The sequence below is a fragment of the Rummeliibacillus sp. JY-2-4R genome, from assembly GCF_053847205.1.
In genome coordinates this window covers 2,187,317-2,203,538 of the sequence record NZ_CM132623.1, presented here as the reverse complement: position 1 = coordinate 2,203,538, position 16,222 = coordinate 2,187,317, and the positions used below count along the sequence as shown (strand labels likewise).

The window sequence follows — 16,222 nt, the reverse complement described above, 5'->3', positions numbered from 1 at the left end:
CATTAAAAATAAATATACAATTTAGAAGAGTAGGTGATGTGTATGAAAAAGTGTGGACATTATCGTGCAAAGATTGGGGACGGTCCCATTTGGCACCATGGATATGGAATTATCTGGTTAGATACTGCAGCAAAGAAAATCATCACTTACAACCCAAAAACCAACCAAGAAAACGTATATGACGCGTTAGGACCTATACAAGCAATCGTACCAACAACAGACGGCCAATTTATTGGCATTTATAAAGATGGACTCTACTATCTTAATTTTAAACAAGGTATCAAAAAACCATTCGTCATACCCGAAGGCTTAAACGACATCCATTATTTAAACGATGGCAAATGTGGACCTGATGGACAAATTTGGGTAGGATCTTCAGATGGATTTTATAAAAGATTTAAAGACTCTCCACTTACATCGATGTCGCAATATCCGTTTGAAAATGCAAACTTATTTAGCATCGACCAAAATGGCAATATTCAAGTGAAATTAAAAAATATCACATTATCTAGTGGCCTAGATTGGAATCGAAAAACCAATAAATTTTATCATATAGATTCTTCAAAGCATCATATTTACCAATATGAATTATCGGAAAATAGTGAGATTCAATTTGAAAAAATTATTTATACATTTGAAGTCGATGAGGGATATCCAGATGGAATGACAATAGATGATAATGGAAACTTATGGGTTGCACTATTTAAAGGAGGAAAAGTGGCAACTACTTCTGAAAAAGAAACACGAATTGTATGTATTAATCCGACAAACATGCAGGTTGAAAAAGATATTGAATTACCATTTTCACATGTTACGTCTTGTACGTTTGGAGGAGAAAAATTAGATACATTGTTTGTTACTACTGCGTATGAACCTTTACCTGCAGATAAAGTTAAAAAGGAACCATTTGCAGGCTATCTAGTAGAAATTCCAATCGATGAACAAGGTGTTGAATACTATGAATTTGAATCGAATCGAGAGAAAATACGAATCTAGAATTCGGTATTTTTTTACGGAAAATTGATTGAATTTTAGAAAAATGAATCGTAGTTCTGTTAGTTTTTGTTTTGTACTATTAAAGAAAGCTGATTTAGGGGGAAAGTGAAATGAAACCTGAAATTGCGAAATTAGGACATGTTGCTTTAGTTACAAGTGATTTAGAAAAATCCTTATTTTTCTTTAAAGAAGTAATTGGTTTAGAAGAGACAGAGGAAGTAAACGGCGTCCATTATTTACGAGCTTACAGTGACTTCCAACATCATACTTTAAGTCTTGAAAAAGGAGAAGCAGGCTATGTAAAACAAATTGGTTGGCGTACCAAAACGCCTGAGTGTGTAGCAGCATTCAAAAGTATTTTGGAAGAACTAAACGTAGCAGTTGAAGAATATCCAAAAGGTACAACTGTAGGCATTGGAGATTCGATTCGTTTTAGGATGCCAAGTGGTCATACATTTGAATTTTATTATGATGTTGAAAAGCCAAAAGCAACAAATGGTAAAGCGTCCGTATTAAAGAATCAAGTCTATCAATCCTGGCGCAAAGGTATTTCACCTCGTCGCTTTGATCATGTCAATATTCATACTTCTACAGATGTGGAAGAATCGTATGATTTTTTGGTAAATGTTCTTGGATTTAATATGCGTGAGTATATGCGTGGTGATGAAGGGATTTTAGCAGGATGGTTAAGTGTTACCCCTTTAGTTCATGATGTAGCCCTTTTAAAGAAAGAAACATTGCCAACACCAGCACGCTTACACCACATTTCATATTGGTTGGATGATTCGCAAGATATATTACGCGCTGCAGATATTTTAAAAGAAAACGGACTTCAATTTATTGGTCCAGGAAAACATGGGGCAACTCAGGCTATTTACCTTTACGTAATGGATCCAGGCAGTGGTTGTCGCGTTGAATTGTTTTCAGGGGGATATTTAATATTCGAGCCTGATTGGGAGCCGGTCGAATGGACCTTGGAAGAGCGCTCGTCTTGTAATACTTATTGGGGCGACACGGTACAAGACAAGGAACTCAACAATATTACCATCGAAGCTCGTTAAACATTAAAAGGTAGGTGAGGCTGATGAAAGTAATTCTTGTAAATGAACAAAATTTATCAACGATTCAAGCTAATTGTTGTTCAAGTGTGATGGCATTAGGCTTCTTCGATGGGCTTCATAAAGGTCATCAAAAAGTAATTGCTCAAGCCAAAGAATCGGCCAAAATGAAAGGGCTTCCTTTAGCGGTCATGAGTTTTTTTCCACATCCAAAAACGGTATTTTTAAATCAAGAAATCGATTATTTAATGCCTATGGAGCACAAAGCCAGACAACTAAAAAAGCTCGGTGTTGATATTTTCTATATTGTTGAATTTACAAGATCGTTTGCCTCTTTAACGCCTGAAACATTTGTTAAGGAATATTTGGTTAACTTGAAAGTACAACATGCAGTGGCTGGGTTTGACTATACGTACGGTGCAAAGGGAGCAGGAAATGTTAATACGATTAAAAATCATAGCGGGCACCAACTAACAGTTCAAGTGGTAGAAGAATATGCAATGTATGGATCAAAGGTAAGCTCCTCCTATTTGCGAGAACTGTTACAAAACGGTCAAATGGAAACCATGACAGCATTATTGGGGGTACCTTATCAAGTTCAGTATCATTTCCATACTGGCTTGAGGGCACATTATACACTTCCTGAAGAAGGAAATTACTATGTAACCGTACTAATTGGCGAACGGTCTATTTCACAAGTAGTCCATGTAGTGAACAGAAAATGGATTCGATTTAATTATGAAATTCAATTCGAGGAGTGTACGATTATCTTTCACCAACGAATTACACAAATAGCAGTACAAGTAATTAGTTAAAGGATGAAGAAAATGTCAAAAACAGAAAAGTTTCAACAACTTATACAGAGACCAGAAACATTTATATTACCAGGTGCATTTGATGCGATGACTGCTAGATTGGTAGAAGAATCAGGTTTTGAGGCTATATATGTAACGGGCGCAGGAATTTCAAACGCACAACTTGGATGGGCAGATGTAGGTTTAACGACATTATCAGAAATTGCACAGGTTGTTTCATGGATGGCAGATGTGACAAGTGTTCCATTAATCGTTGATGCAGATACAGGATTTGGCAATGCAGTGAATATGCAACGAACTGTAAAGCTTCTAGAAAGAGCTGGAGCAGCAGCGATTCAAATTGAAGATCAAGTCATGCCGAAAAAATGCGGACATTTTAATGGCAAGGAAGTCATTTCAACAGAAGAAATGGTTGGAAAAATAAAAGCAGCATTAGATGCACGTCAAGATGAACAATTAGCCATTATTGCTCGGACAGATGCTCTAGCAGTATATGGATTTGGTGAAGGAATCAGACGTGCCAATGCTTATAAGGAAGCGGGAGCACATGCTATTTTTGTTGAAGCTCCTAATAAATTAGAACAAATTGCACAAATACCAAAGCTAGTAACTGATATTCCATTAATTTTAAACCTAGTAGAGGGTGGCAAAACTCCACTTGTTACAAAGGAAGAAGCGCAAATGATGGGCTATAAAATCGTACTTTGTGCAAATACCGCTTTACGTGGTGCGATTAAAGGTGTCAAAGATGCTTTAGCGGTTTTAAAAAGAGACGAATCTCAAGCAAATATCGATTCATATATATGCTCGTGGGAAGAGCGGCAACAATTATTTAAGCTCCATGAAATTAAAGAATTGGAAGGGAAGTATTCTGAAAAATCAGAGAGTGGTGAACGTGAATGGGTAAAGTAGATTATGATTTAATCATTGTAGGCTGTGGCGCTGCTGGTACAGCGTCTGCTCTAGCTGCTGCTGAAGAAGCAAAAGCACAAGATCAATCCATTTCTATAGCTATTTTAGAACGTGCCCCATTTGAAAAAAGAGGAGGAAATACGCGCTGGACAGCTGCCTATATGCGTATGGAGAACATTGATACACCAGCACCCAATTTGGTTTCAGATATGCTAAATTTTTCAGATCAATTGATAGACAGGCAGTATGCGCAAACACTTGAACAGGAAGCAGGACCTACATTGCGCTGGGTAGAATCAAAAGGCGTTGCTTTCGATTTTCTACCAACGATGTTCTTAACTGCTTCACGTCCAAGGCTATTACCAGTTGGTGGGGGCAGAGCAATCGTTGATACCTTAAGTTTACGAGCACGTGCATTAGGTGTGGAAATTATTTATGAAACTACAGCATGGGATATAACTTTAAATGATGATGGTGCTGTGAATGGATTGAAAGTGCGTATCGCAGATGGAAGTAGTATGCATTTAAAAACGAATGCAGTCATACTTGCTGCGGGTGGATTCCAGGGAAATAAAGAAATGATGGCACAGTATATCGGGCGTAATGCATATAAAATTCCACCGGTTTCAGAGGGAGGATTATTTAATAAAGGGGAAGCAATTCGTATGGCTATGCGGATTGGTGCTGCTGGAAAAGGCCAATTTGATTCTTTCCATGCAGAGACGGTCGATCCGCGTAGTAAGCGAGAAGAAGCGGGGGTTATGTTATTCCCATATGCTATTTTAGTTAATCGAAATGGTGAACGTTTCACGGATGAAGGCATAACAACAATTGATGAACAGTATGAAGAAGTTGCGAGAAAAATTTTCTATACATGTAAAGACCATGTTGCATACATGATTACGGACCAAAAAATGTATAACATTCCGAATTATGTGGAAGCGCTGCAAACAGATATGCCACCAATTGTAGCAGGCACACTCGAGGAACTTGCTGAAAAAATTAATGTTAATCCGAAAAATCTAGTAAAGACAGTTCAAACATTCAATGAAGCATGTCCAAAAGGTGAATTTATCTATAACAAAATGGATGGATTAGCAACGAAAAACTTAAGGTTAAATAAATCAAATTGGTCTATTCCTATAAACGAAGGCCCATATATTGCATACCCCGTTCATTGTTGCAATGTGTTTACAAATGGCGGATTAGCAACGGATATTGATGCACGTGTATTAACAGGAGATGAAACAGCTATTCCTGGCTTATATGCTGTAGGCGAAACTTCTGGTATCTATTATGGAAAATATCCAGGAGGAACATCTGTTCTTCGGTGTTTAGTGTTTGGCAGAAGAGCTGGTAAACACGCCATTTCATATATTGGTCGTTATCAAACTATCTAGAATAGGAGGAACCCTGATGCAATTAGATGGAAAAGTAGCGCTTGTAACTGGAGCAAGTCGAGGAATTGGAAAAGAAACAGCTATTCTTTTAGCTTCTCACGGTGCCCGTGTAGCAGTTTGTTCACGCAACGAACAAGAATGCGAAGAAGTGGTAAATTTGATTCAAACAACATATGGTGTTGATGCCATGGCTGTTTCTTGTGATGTTGCGGACGAGGAAGAAGTGAAAAAAGTCATATCACAAATCAAAAAGAAACTGGGCACGATTGATATTTTGATCAATAATGCTGGAGCTATGCTTTTAAAACCTTTTACGGAAACATCAACAGAGGAATGGAAGAAAATGTTTGATGTCAATGTGCATGGTCCTTTCTATCTTTGTCAAGAAGTAGTAGAAGATATGAAGGAAAAAAGAGAGGGAGCCATTATCAATATTTCATCGATTTGGGGAACAAAAGGTGGCCCCAATCGCAGTGCTTATATTGCTTCGAAGCATGCCATTATCGGATTTTCTAAGGCACTTGGCGAAGAATTAAAACCCTATGGTATTCGGGTAAATGCAGTATGTCCAGGTCCTGTGGATACACAAATGACGGATGCGCTAGGTGAAAATATTAATAAGACAGGGTGGCTACAACCAATTGATTTGGCCAATGTCATTACGGATTTAGTTTTACCAAAAAGTAAGGCAATTACAGCCACTTCTGTAGAGGCTTTTGGTGCAGGAATGCCTGTTGGTTTTGCCGTTCAATCATAAGGAGGATAATAAAATGAAAGATTTTAACCCAGTTTATACGCAACACTCAATTACATTAGATTTAGCAAAGGCTATGCTAGAAAAAGCGGAGGAAAAAGGAAAAGAATTAGGTATGAAGTTTGCCATTTCCATTGTTGACAAAGCAGGAAACTTAAAAGCCTTTGTCGCAATGGATGGTGCTCCAGTATTAGCTTTGGAAATTTCGCAAAATAAAGCCTTTTCAGCAGCAGCATATAATCGTCCTACACATGAATGGTACGATCGCTTAAAGAATGATCCACCTCTTATGACGGGCATAGTTCATACAGATCGTTTAGTTGTCTTTGGAGGAGGTTATCCAATACAAGTAAATGGAGAATGTGTCGGAGGGATTGGTGTTAGTGGTGGTCATTATACTCATGATATGCAAGTATGTGAGGCTGGGCTAAGCGTGTTAGCTGAGGCTGCAGAGGAAGTGTAAATATATGAACAAAGTAGATGTCATTATCGTCGGATGCGGTATGGCAGGGCTATGTGCAGCGCTTGAAGCCACAGAACGTGGAGCGGACGTCGCCATATTTGAAAAGCTTCCATCAATTGGTGGAAGCTCTCTTTTAAGCGGATGTTTTATGGCTTTTGCTGAAACAGATTTCCAGACACGTTTAGATATTAAGGATACAACAGAATGCTTGATGGAGGATTTACGTGCAGTTGGTCAATATCAAAATAATGAGTCGTTAATATTAGCTTACGGCAAGTATCAACTGGCAACCTATAACTGGCTTGTTTCCCATGGGGTGTCGTTTCAAGATTGCCAAGCAGTAAGTGGCCACTCGAACCCTCGAGGTCATACGATTATTCCAAAGCAAGCGATTCATACATTAAAGGATCAAGCAACTCAAAATGGTGCAACTTTACATGTAAATAGTCCAGTTAAACGCTTACTTGTAAAAGAAGAAAGGGTAGTAGGTGTTCTTTATGAACATGAAGGTCAACAACATGAATGTTATGCAACAAAAGGTGTTATTTTGACAAGTGGTGGCTTCTCTCAAAGTGAAGAATTGCTACATGAATTTGCGCCTCAATTAGCTGGGACCATTCGTCTCGGTGGAGAAGGAAATCAAGGTGATGGAATTAAACTGGCCGCATCAGTGGGCGCTTGGTTAGAAGATTTTCCATATTTAAAGGGGACGTATGGTTTTCACCCAAGCTCAACAAATCAAAGAAAACGCCAAGCTCATACCTTTTATAAAGGTGGCATCATTGTAAATGCAGAAGGATCTCGATTTATCAATGAATCTTTATCCTATAAATTATTAGGGGATGCAGCATTATTGCAAAAACAAAAGACCTATCAAATATTTGATCAAACGGTAATGGAAAAAAGTGTTTCAAATGATGCATTGTATGATTTTGGATTATTATATGATGAGAATTTGATTGTGAAAGCGGACACGTTAGAAGAACTTGCTGAGCAGATCAACCTACCTACTAAATGTTTACTACAGACAGTATACTCATATAATCAGGGTATTGAAAATGGAGCAGATCCATTAGGTAGAAAAACATTAACCCATACATTTGGAACACCAACATCATTGAAAAAAGCGCCGTTCTATGCAATGGAAACCGTCACTGCAATGCTCGCTACTTATGCAGGCGTACGAGTGAATGACAAAGCAGAAATCTTAAATCCGTATAATGAACCAATTGCAGGATTATATGCAGCCGGAGAAATGGTTGGAGGATTTCATGGGGCTGGCTATATGACAGGAAGTTCCCTAGGAAAAGCTGCTATTTTCGGGAGAGTTGCAGCTATGCAAGCTTTAGAAGTTTTGAATGAGGAGGTAGTTGGATGAAAATCTGGCATCAAAGCCTAACGTCAATTGAAGAAATTCCTGCGTATCGTGATGCAGTGGTTCAGCATGTATCTAAAATTGCTCGACGTGATGTGGATGTTGTGTTACATGGGATGAAGAAAGAAACGTATCCTGCACAATATCCGGGACATTATATTACTTTTAATTATTTGCAAAGCTTACACAAAGAACAGTTTATTCGTAATGCGCTGATTGCAGAAAAAGCAGGATATGATGCGATGTTCATTGGAACGATTCCAGATGTAGGATTAATCGAAGCACGTTCGTTAGTTGATATTCCAGTCATAGGTTATGGACAAGCATCAATGCACATGGCGTCAATGCTCGGAACGAATATTGGCATCGTGAATTTTCTGGAGCCATTAGCAGTTCAATTGCGCCATAATGCAAATGATTATGGTCTACAACAAAAATTAGGTCCAATCGTCCAAGCTGACATCGGATTTTACGATATATTAGAAGGCTTTACTCATCCAACGCCAATTATCGAAAAATTTGTAGAGGCTGCAAAAAAAGCAATCGATCAAGGAGCAGATGTCATTATTCCTGGTGAAGGCCCGATGAATATTTTCTTAGCAACTCATGGAATCCATCATGTAGATGAGGTGCCGATTATCGATTCATTCGGAGTGGGGATTAAGATGTGTGAATCTTTAGTAGATTTACAAAAAATAAGTGGCATGACAATGACTCGCAAAGGTTATTATCACGCAAAACCACCGAAAGATATTATTGAGAAATTACGTGCGCATTATAATCTGCAAACAACAACTGCTGAAGATGATTTTGGTTTGTCTGTTCGAGAAGTTTTGTTAAGTAAATAAGTCAAACTAAACATTTGATCAACATTTTGAGGGTGGGGTATAACTTTCCACCCTTTTATTATTAAATTAAAAGTTTCAACTTTTACATAATTTTTGATTACAGTTATGTCCTTTTTTTCATAAAATTAATTAGGATTATTAAGAGGGAAATAGTTTTCACAGTGGCTTAAGGAAGGTATACTAGCTTTAATATAACTGCAAATGTTCGTTTTGAATTAGAAGAATGACATATAGGTAGGTATACAAAGAAGAAATATCATTTGCAGTTCATCCACTTACATTAAAGGAGCCCGTCAGATGTTAGAACTTAACCCGAATGTGAATACAGAAAGAGAGAATTATAAATTATTAACTGGTACCATTATTCCAAGGCCAATTGCTTTTGTAACAACACAATCAAATGAAGGAATTGTCAATGGAGCACCGTTTAGCTATTTTAATATTGTTTCTTCAAACCCTCCTCTCATTTCTATCTCTATTCAAAGGATAGGGGACAAGATGAAGGATACTGCACGTAACATCTATGAAAGCAAAGAATTTGTTGTGCATGTTGTAGATTTAGAAAATGTACATGAAATTAATAAAACAGCTGCAACGTTACCATCTAGTGAGAGCGAATTGGATTTAACAAATCTAACACAAGTGTCAAGCAAAATGGTTAGCGTTCCTGGTATTAATGAAGCAAAAGTTCGATTTGAGTGTAAACTTGTAAAAGCTGTTACACTAGGCGGAGAGGAAGCTGCACCTGGCTGCGATTTGTTTATCGGTGAAGTTGTTCTATTCCATATCGATGATAGCATTTATGAAAGTGGACGAATTAATGCTAAGAAATTAAATGCAGTAAGTAGATTAGCGGGAGCAAATTATGCCAAAATCGGTGAACTGTTTTCAATTGAAAGACCTAAATAATTTCGGATATTTCAAAACCTTCATTTTATAAAAGGATTTAAAAATGAAGGTTTTCTATTTGTTTTAATAAAATAATTGATTATCACTTGCATTGAAATACTCGTTTCGCTTAGTTAATACATAACTGTAATTTTGTAATTAACTCTTTATAGTTCACAAAACAATCACTAATTGAAAGAACTGCAAAATAAGAAGTAGGTTTTAAATCAACCAATAAACATTCATCGTAAATTAAGCTAATATTTAATTCTTTTTTAGATTTAATTCCTTTATCTATTAGCAAATTTGCTAATTCTTTATAGATTTGTTGTACATTTTCATCAATAGACTTTTCTACAGAAAAATGACCCGCAAAGCTTTCCCACCACACTTTAAAGGATTGATATATTTCATTAAACGCACCTAATGTAGCATCATTATCAACAAATAAACCATGGTAAAATAAATTTTTCCCTTCTTTGAAATTTTTCACGTCATTAATTGGGTGTTCAGAAATTTGATTCGAAATTTTATCCCATAAGGCTCTAAACCGAATATCAAAGTCTTTTCGAAACTCACACCTTGTTGGTATATAAGGGAATTTCCGTTCTTTATTACCATTGCTTTGATTTAAAAATATATTTTGGATATAAATCAAAAAATTTAATGAATAAGAAGCTTCGACTCTCACTAGCAATGTATTTTCCATTTAATATCCTCCAATTTTTATTCAATTCGTGTTCTATTCAAAATTACTTACCTATAGTTAATAAAAATAATAATCTAGCAGGATTATTATTATAAATAATAATTCTACATTAGTTCGAAAATTTTATATGATTTGTTCACTTTCCAATAAAAAAATACGAAAAGTAAAAATGTTTACATAAATTATTACATAATAAAATAGATAAGATCATTCACTTGTTTATTTGAAAAGCCATTTTAGAAAGGATTAGGAAAATGATTGAAACTCAACTAATTTTTTGCTGAAAATCATAGGTATTTTAATAAAATCCTGTTGGTGAATAGATGAATAACAATGTTTAACATTAGATTAATTAGTTCCTATTTTTTTGAAAAAAGGGGAGGCTTGAAAATGAATGATGTGACCATGAAAAGAACGACGAAGAAGACAATGTTGCGGATTTTGCCTTATATTTTACTAATGTATGTTATTGCTTATTTAGATCGTGTAAATTTAGGATTTGCAGCATTGGAAATGAATGCGGATTTAGCATTAAGTGCAGAAGTATTTGGCGTCCTCTCGGGTATTTTTTTTATAGGGTATTTCTTCTTTGAAGTGCCAAGTAATATGATCATGCATAAAGTAGGAGCTCGAATTTGGATTGCACGGATTATGTTAACATGGGGAATTGTCGTTATCTTAACAGGCTTTGTGCAATCAGCAACACACCTCTATATTCTTCGTTTTTTATTGGGTGTGGCAGAGGCTGGTTTTTTCCCTGGAATCGTATTATATTTCACCTATTGGTTTAGAGAAACAGATCGCGGTAAAGCAACTTCTAGTTTAATGATAGCGCTTCCACTTAGCGGACTGCTTGGTGCTCCTTTATCTACTTGGATAATCGATAATATTTCCTGGGCAAGTTTAGAAGGTTGGCGTTGGATGTTCATATTAGAAGGAATTCCGGCCATTATTTTTGGCGTTGTTACATTGTTCTATTTAACTGATCGTCCTGTTAATGCAAAATGGTTATCCGATAATGAAAAGACATGGTTAGAAGGGGAGTTAAGAAAAGAACGTGAAGCGGCTGTAAAGCTCAATAAGCCAACAAAAGGTGAAATGTTAAAAGATAAAACTTTGTGGAAGTTAGTTGTCTTTTACTTTGCGAATTTTACAGGCATGATTGGACTTTCATTCTGGTTCCCTTCTATCATAAAATCACTTACAGATTTAAACACAACAAATATGCAAATCGGATGGCTTTCTATGTTGCCTCCATTAGTGGGAATTCCTGCGATCATGTTTATGGGATGGAATACAGATCGTATTGGGAAACATCGCTTACACTTATTGATTTGTATCACTGCTGCAATTGTTGGGTTTATAGGTTTCTTATCAGTCAGCGGTATGTGGCCAACCATTCTTATGCTTTCTATAGCAGCTGGAGGATTGTATGGATTTGGAGGTTGTTTTTTCGCGTACTTAACATTTTTCTTTACAGAAGAAACCTCACCTGTTGGGATTGCGTTAGTTAATTCGATTGCTGCGTTGGGAGGATTTGTAGGACCATTTATACTGGGCGCTTTTGGATTTAGTTCAGGCATGATCCTGTTAATTATTCTATTAGTAGTTAGTCTTGCCATTTTATCTTCACTACCAAAAACGAATACGGAAGTTACTAACAAGGGTCATGAGCAAAAGTCCTTTGTAAATGCTGAAAATGTAGTTGAAAAAGTCGATACTTTATAATGATACTTTGAAATGAGCTATAAAATTGCGGTAAAAAAGAGCCTATCTACAAAATTGTAGGTAGGCCCTTCAATTTTACGATTGTTTTTGAAGTTTAACAAATCTGTATTTGTCTTTTATAAATTGTTTAAAATAACGACCCGGAGAGGCTGCATCTGTTAAGTCGTTGTAAATAAATTCAGGAACACCATAGTATTCGTAAACGCCATCTTTAATAAATTCTATTCGTAAAATCATGGCACTTGATTGATAACCAACAGCAGCTAATTTAGAAGAAGTAATCGCTTTCATTTCCAAATTGGATCGCCTCCGATTGTTTAATGTAAATGTCATTATTGTAAAGATATCAGATTTTTGTAAATAATGAAAGCGTTTTCTTATTAAATTTTGTAAATAATTGAAAATCTAGTTTTATTACATTTTAATTTCGTATAATAATAAATAAGGGGGTTATTATGACGAAAATTAAGCAGTTAATTACGTTTTTGGTTATTGCGAATTTGCTCTCACTTTGTTTTATCGCATATGCTTTAATCCAAAAAAATACTGAACAAGAAAAGTACTTTATAGAAGAGATTCAAGCACCTCTTATCCAATTACAAACCTCAATCAATCATCAAAATCAAAACAGATGGAATAATCCAGAGTTGGTTTCCTTCCAAGCTTCAAAAATTCATGATTCCATTGACAGAGCACTTGATGATCAACATTTTGCTAATTCAAAACTTAGCGCAAATGAAAAAACATACTTACATAAAATTAATACAGCAATAAACAAATTACCACAGGTGACAGATGAGAAAAAGTTAGAATGGAAGAAAAAAGACAAGAAAAATGCGATTACCTTAGAAAGAACATTAACCCATGTAAAGTTGACGAACCAAACAACAGAAGCGAAGAAATATGATCAATTTATGAAGCAATGTAAAATGGTTGCGAAAGAATTAACAACTAGCAAGAAAGTACAAGAAAAGTAAAGCCTTTTCCAAACATTTTTGGAAAAGGCTTTTTTACGTTATGCGAGTGTTTGATCCTTTTCTATTACAGCATTGACTGCATCGAAAATCGTACTTTCAAAATGATCGTTTTGTAAAGAAGTTACGCCTTCGATAGTTGTGCCTCCAGGTGAACATACTTGGTCTACTAGTTCCCATGGATGTTCGTCGCTTTCAATAATCATTTTAGCACTTCCAAAAACGGCACTTGAAGCAATCTCAAGGGCTTGTTTTTTATCCATTCCAGCACGTACAGCGGCTCTTGCCAATGTATCAATATATAAATAGCTAAAGGCAGGGGAGGCACCGGCAATTGCAGAGAAAATGGTGAATTGATCTTCAGGTAGTTCAATCATGGAGCCAATTGTTTCAAATAGCTTGGTTACCATTTCTTTATCTTGTGCTGTCGCTTTTGACGAAGCAGAAAAACATGTTGTAGAAGCTCCAACAATTGCGTTAATATTCGGCATTACTCGAATAATAGATGTTGCATTTGGTAAAAGAGTTTCTATATTTGCAATAGATTTACCTGCAGCAATAGAGATAACTACTTGGTTATCTTTTAATAATTCATTTACATTTGGTAATAATTCAGTGAAAGTTTGAGGTTGTACAGCAAGTATGATAACATCAGCTTTCATTACTTCTTGCAATGAATTGCACCCTGTAATTTGATAAACTTGCACTAGTTGTTCTGTTTTATATGAGGAACGGTTATATCCTAAAATATCTTCCGCAGGGAATTGTTCACTCTTTACCATTCCTTTAATAATCGCTGTGGCCATATTGCCAAGCCCGATAAAACCATATTTCAATTTATTTTACACTCCTAACAAAATACAATACTAAACCATTCTTAAGTATAAGCGTAAAAACTATTTTTGTGTATTTTTAGGCTTGAATGAATTTTTTAGGTGCTCACTAGTTGAAAAATATTAAAATGAAATCCATCAATAATATCCCTAAAGCTAGTATCTCAGCTTTAGGGGCAATTTTTAAAATATAAATGATTCTTTAATTTACTCAAATTGATGTTAATCGTTTAATCCTTTTCCTTCAAGAATTGGTTGTACATATTTTTCAACCCTTGAAACCCTAGTTTTGGATTGTTTGGCCCCTGAAAAATATAGAATATATGCTCTTTGTCTACCAGGCGTTAATGCTTCAAAGGCAGTTTTCAAGGCAGGCATTTCCTCGAACTTATCTTGTAGTTCTTCAGGAATTGTATAATCTGAATGCTCTTTCAAATTTACTTTCAAACCTGCTTTTTCAACTTCTATGGCTTCATTAATATAGGCTTTTATAATCGTTTCCATTTTTCTTATATCTTGAACATTAGTGAAGCGAATCTGGCGTGCAGCCTGTACATTTTCCGTTTGTTGGACTAAAATCCCTTCGGTATCTTTTAACAAGGCTCCTTTGTGAAATAAAAGTGCACAATATTCTTTGAATCCATGCATTAAAACAATGTTCTTTTTCTCAAATGTGTAACACGGATGCATCCACTTAAATTCTTCTGTCACTTTACAGTCAAGAATAATCTTCCTTAATAGTTCGTATTCTGGCCTCCACTTATTTGCTTTACTTAAAAATTCATCAACCTTTTGATCAAGTCTACTTGTTGTCAACAGGAAACACCTCTCGATTACTTATCTTTAATAGTTTTTCGTAATTGTATACTTACTTCAATATTTCCATTTGATGATATATATTTACTAAAATCATGTCAACATTGTGAATTTGTTCGGTTTAATATAAATTCGGCTAAAATTTTGGTATGATAAAGACATTGCTTTCAATTTTTAAGATTACCAACTAGAATCAGCACCTATGTTAGTTTCTCAATTAGATGTTATAATAGGGGTGCTCTTGCTATGAAAAGGAATGAAAAATAATATAATGAATAGTGATATAAAATTTGATCAGATATCACATAGTACTGATGTCATTGTATCGAAACCATCTTTTTCGAAGGTTTTAGCTTTAACTGTTAAAACAGGTATTATAAAATCAAATCTTATTCCAATGGTTGCTGGTCTTACGCTTGCACTTTATACGTATGAAATCAATCCATTAAATCAAATACTTGATATTATTTGTGCAATTATCGGTTCAGCCCTTATTATTGCGGCTGCAGGAGCATTTAATAACTTATACGATCGAGATATAGATGCTATTATGCAGCGTACAAAACAGCGTCCTACTGTAACAGGTGATATCAAGTTATCTTATGTATGGGCAATTGGAATTGGTTCTACAATCATTGGTCTTTTGGCACTTTTTATTGCGACGCCAATGGCTGCATTACTTGGATTAACTGGTCTTTTCTTCTATGTTTTTCCCTATACAATGTGGACTAAACGCCATACTGTATATAACACTGAAGTTGGCAGTATATCAGGTGCAATGCCTCCACTTATTGGTTGGGCTGCGATACATCCGAATGTTATGCATCCTGCGGTTTTAGGCTTATTTGTCATTACACTTATTTGGCAAATGCCTCATTTCTATGCGATTGCAATACGTAAACAAGATGATTATCGTGCAGCAAAAGTTCCGATGTTACCAGTTGCAAAAGGTATGAAGAGAACATATATTCAAACGAATGTTTATCTCCTATGCTTAATTGCCAGCTGTTTTTTATTGGGAACATTGAGTAAAGGCTTGATGTTAGTAGCGCTAATTTTGAGCATTGCATGGCTAGTCATGAATATTTATGGTTATCATAAAAAAGAACCGAAGAAATGGGCGACATTGTTGTTTGTCTATTCATTGATACACATGACGGTACTATTTTCAACTGTGATTATCTATTCAGTTGTTGGTTTGTTTTTAAAATTACATTAAACAAAAACGGCATTTTCTTTTGAGAAAATGCCGTTTTTTAACGATTTAATTATAAGAAGAAAGCTATTCATTAATTCTTAAATGTCTTTTTAAATCCTTAAATGGGGTAGTATAGGAGTCTTTAAATTTCTTCATGTGGTTTGATAAAATAGACCAATTTTCATTGAGGAATGGATGAATCTGTGTGGTATCAGCAAGGGTATACAGTTTTATTAAGAAATAGAGAGTTTCCCATATTAAAAAGTCATCGTTTAAATTGATCAACATTTTAATAACATTTGGAATGTAGTTAAATGCTTCTTCTGGAGTCATTCCATTTGTAATTGATTCGAATGCATTACTAAAATACCACTCGTCTTGATCTAATTTATCTTCCCAATCTACATAAATCGCAAATAACCGTTTATCCGTTGTAACCACACCCCAAAGTACAA

At 35.5% G+C, this 16,222-nt stretch carries 18 protein-coding genes; 13 read left to right on the top strand and 5 right to left on the bottom strand.

Translation table 11 applies throughout. From position 1 onward, the window contains the following. Nucleotides 1–42 precede the first annotated feature (42 nt). The 10 genes from ACWV26_RS10665 to ACWV26_RS10620 all read left to right on the top strand — a co-directional run bounded on the left by ACWV26_RS10665 (nt 43) and on the right by ACWV26_RS10620 (nt 9,530). On the top strand, nt 43–996 hold the full coding sequence (locus ACWV26_RS10665) for an SMP-30/gluconolactonase/LRE family protein (protein ID WP_455894743.1): 954 nt from the start codon (nt 43–45) through the stop codon (nt 994–996). Nucleotides 997–1,106: 110 nt separating this feature from the next. Then, nucleotides 1,107–2,057 (top strand): VOC family protein, encoded by a 951-nt coding sequence (locus ACWV26_RS10660; RefSeq protein ID WP_455894742.1) that lies wholly within the window; start codon nt 1,107–1,109, stop codon nt 2,055–2,057. Nucleotides 2,058–2,080: 23 nt separating this feature from the next. Continuing rightward, the gene (locus ACWV26_RS10655) at nt 2,081–2,869 is read left to right on the top strand and encodes an FAD synthetase family protein (RefSeq protein WP_455894741.1); all 789 of its coding nucleotides are present in this window, start codon (nt 2,081–2,083) and stop codon (nt 2,867–2,869) included. A gap of 12 nt (nt 2,870–2,881) precedes the next feature. After that, the gene (locus tag ACWV26_RS10650) at nt 2,882–3,781 is read left to right on the top strand and encodes an isocitrate lyase/PEP mutase family protein (protein ID WP_455894740.1); all 900 of its coding nucleotides are present in this window, start codon (nt 2,882–2,884) and stop codon (nt 3,779–3,781) included. Continuing rightward, nucleotides 3,769–5,181 carry an FAD-binding protein gene (locus ACWV26_RS10645; RefSeq protein WP_455894739.1) on the top strand — a complete coding sequence of 471 codons (1,413 nt, stop codon included), beginning with the start codon at nt 3,769–3,771 and terminating at the stop codon, nt 5,179–5,181. The genes ACWV26_RS10650 and ACWV26_RS10645 overlap by 13 nt, the downstream gene beginning before the upstream one ends. A gap of 16 nt (nt 5,182–5,197) precedes the next feature. Beyond that, entirely contained in the window at nt 5,198–5,938 is a 741-nt protein-coding gene (locus ACWV26_RS10640; RefSeq protein WP_455894738.1) for an SDR family NAD(P)-dependent oxidoreductase, read from the top strand. A 13-nt stretch (nt 5,939–5,951) separates the two neighbouring features. Next, nucleotides 5,952–6,398, top strand: coding sequence for a GlcG/HbpS family heme-binding protein (locus tag ACWV26_RS10635; protein ID WP_455894737.1), 447 nt, complete (start codon nt 5,952–5,954; stop codon nt 6,396–6,398). A gap of 4 nt (nt 6,399–6,402) precedes the next feature. Continuing rightward, complete coding sequence (locus ACWV26_RS10630) at nt 6,403–7,776, top strand: FAD-dependent oxidoreductase (RefSeq protein WP_455894736.1); 1,374 nt, start codon at nt 6,403–6,405, stop codon at nt 7,774–7,776. Next, nucleotides 7,773–8,621, top strand: coding sequence for an aspartate/glutamate racemase family protein (locus ACWV26_RS10625; protein ID WP_455894735.1), 849 nt, complete (start codon nt 7,773–7,775; stop codon nt 8,619–8,621). Before ACWV26_RS10630 ends, ACWV26_RS10625 begins: the two co-directional genes overlap by 4 nt. A 297-nt stretch (nt 8,622–8,918) precedes the next feature. Continuing rightward, nucleotides 8,919–9,530: a flavin reductase family protein gene (locus ACWV26_RS10620; RefSeq protein ID WP_455894734.1), complete on the top strand. Its 612-nt coding sequence runs from the start codon at nt 8,919–8,921 to the stop codon at nt 9,528–9,530. 109 nt (nt 9,531–9,639) lie between these two features. Here ACWV26_RS10620 and ACWV26_RS10615 read toward each other — a convergent pair whose 3' ends face one another. After that, entirely contained in the window at nt 9,640–10,218 is a 579-nt protein-coding gene (locus ACWV26_RS10615) for a hypothetical protein (RefSeq protein ID WP_455894733.1), read from the bottom strand. Nucleotides 10,219–10,608: 390 nt separating this feature from the next. On the opposite strand from ACWV26_RS10615, the gene ACWV26_RS10610 reads away from it, so the two are divergent. Next, nucleotides 10,609–11,946, top strand: coding sequence for an MFS transporter (locus ACWV26_RS10610; protein ID WP_455894732.1), 1,338 nt, complete (start codon nt 10,609–10,611; stop codon nt 11,944–11,946). A 75-nt stretch (nt 11,947–12,021) separates the two neighbouring features. Here the strand turns inward: ACWV26_RS10610 and ACWV26_RS10605 are convergent, their stop codons facing one another. After that, nucleotides 12,022–12,237 (bottom strand): KTSC domain-containing protein, encoded by a 216-nt coding sequence (locus ACWV26_RS10605; RefSeq protein WP_455898226.1) that lies wholly within the window; start codon nt 12,235–12,237, stop codon nt 12,022–12,024. A gap of 164 nt (nt 12,238–12,401) precedes the next feature. On the opposite strand from ACWV26_RS10605, the gene ACWV26_RS10600 reads away from it, so the two are divergent. Continuing rightward, nucleotides 12,402–12,923: a hypothetical protein gene (locus tag ACWV26_RS10600; protein ID WP_455894731.1), complete on the top strand. Its 522-nt coding sequence runs from the start codon at nt 12,402–12,404 to the stop codon at nt 12,921–12,923. A gap of 38 nt (nt 12,924–12,961) precedes the next feature. On the opposite strand, the gene proC is transcribed toward ACWV26_RS10600, so the two are convergent. Then, nucleotides 12,962–13,756 carry a pyrroline-5-carboxylate reductase gene (proC, locus tag ACWV26_RS10595; RefSeq protein WP_455894730.1) on the bottom strand — a complete coding sequence of 265 codons (795 nt, stop codon included), beginning with the start codon at nt 13,754–13,756 and terminating at the stop codon, nt 12,962–12,964. A gap of 219 nt (nt 13,757–13,975) precedes the next feature. Next, nucleotides 13,976–14,569, bottom strand: coding sequence for a YdeI/OmpD-associated family protein (locus tag ACWV26_RS10590; RefSeq protein ID WP_455894729.1), 594 nt, complete (start codon nt 14,567–14,569; stop codon nt 13,976–13,978). Between the two features lie 271 nt (nt 14,570–14,840). On the opposite strand from ACWV26_RS10590, the gene cyoE reads away from it, so the two are divergent. After that, nucleotides 14,841–15,788, top strand: a complete 948-nt coding sequence (gene cyoE, locus ACWV26_RS10585; RefSeq protein ID WP_455898225.1) for a heme o synthase — start codon at nt 14,841–14,843, stop codon at nt 15,786–15,788. Between the two features lie 63 nt (nt 15,789–15,851). On the opposite strand, the gene ACWV26_RS10580 is transcribed toward cyoE, so the two are convergent. Next, the gene (locus ACWV26_RS10580) at nt 15,852–16,208 is read right to left on the bottom strand and encodes an ABC transporter (RefSeq protein WP_455894728.1); all 357 of its coding nucleotides are present in this window, start codon (nt 16,206–16,208) and stop codon (nt 15,852–15,854) included. Nucleotides 16,209–16,222: the final 14 nt, after the last annotated feature.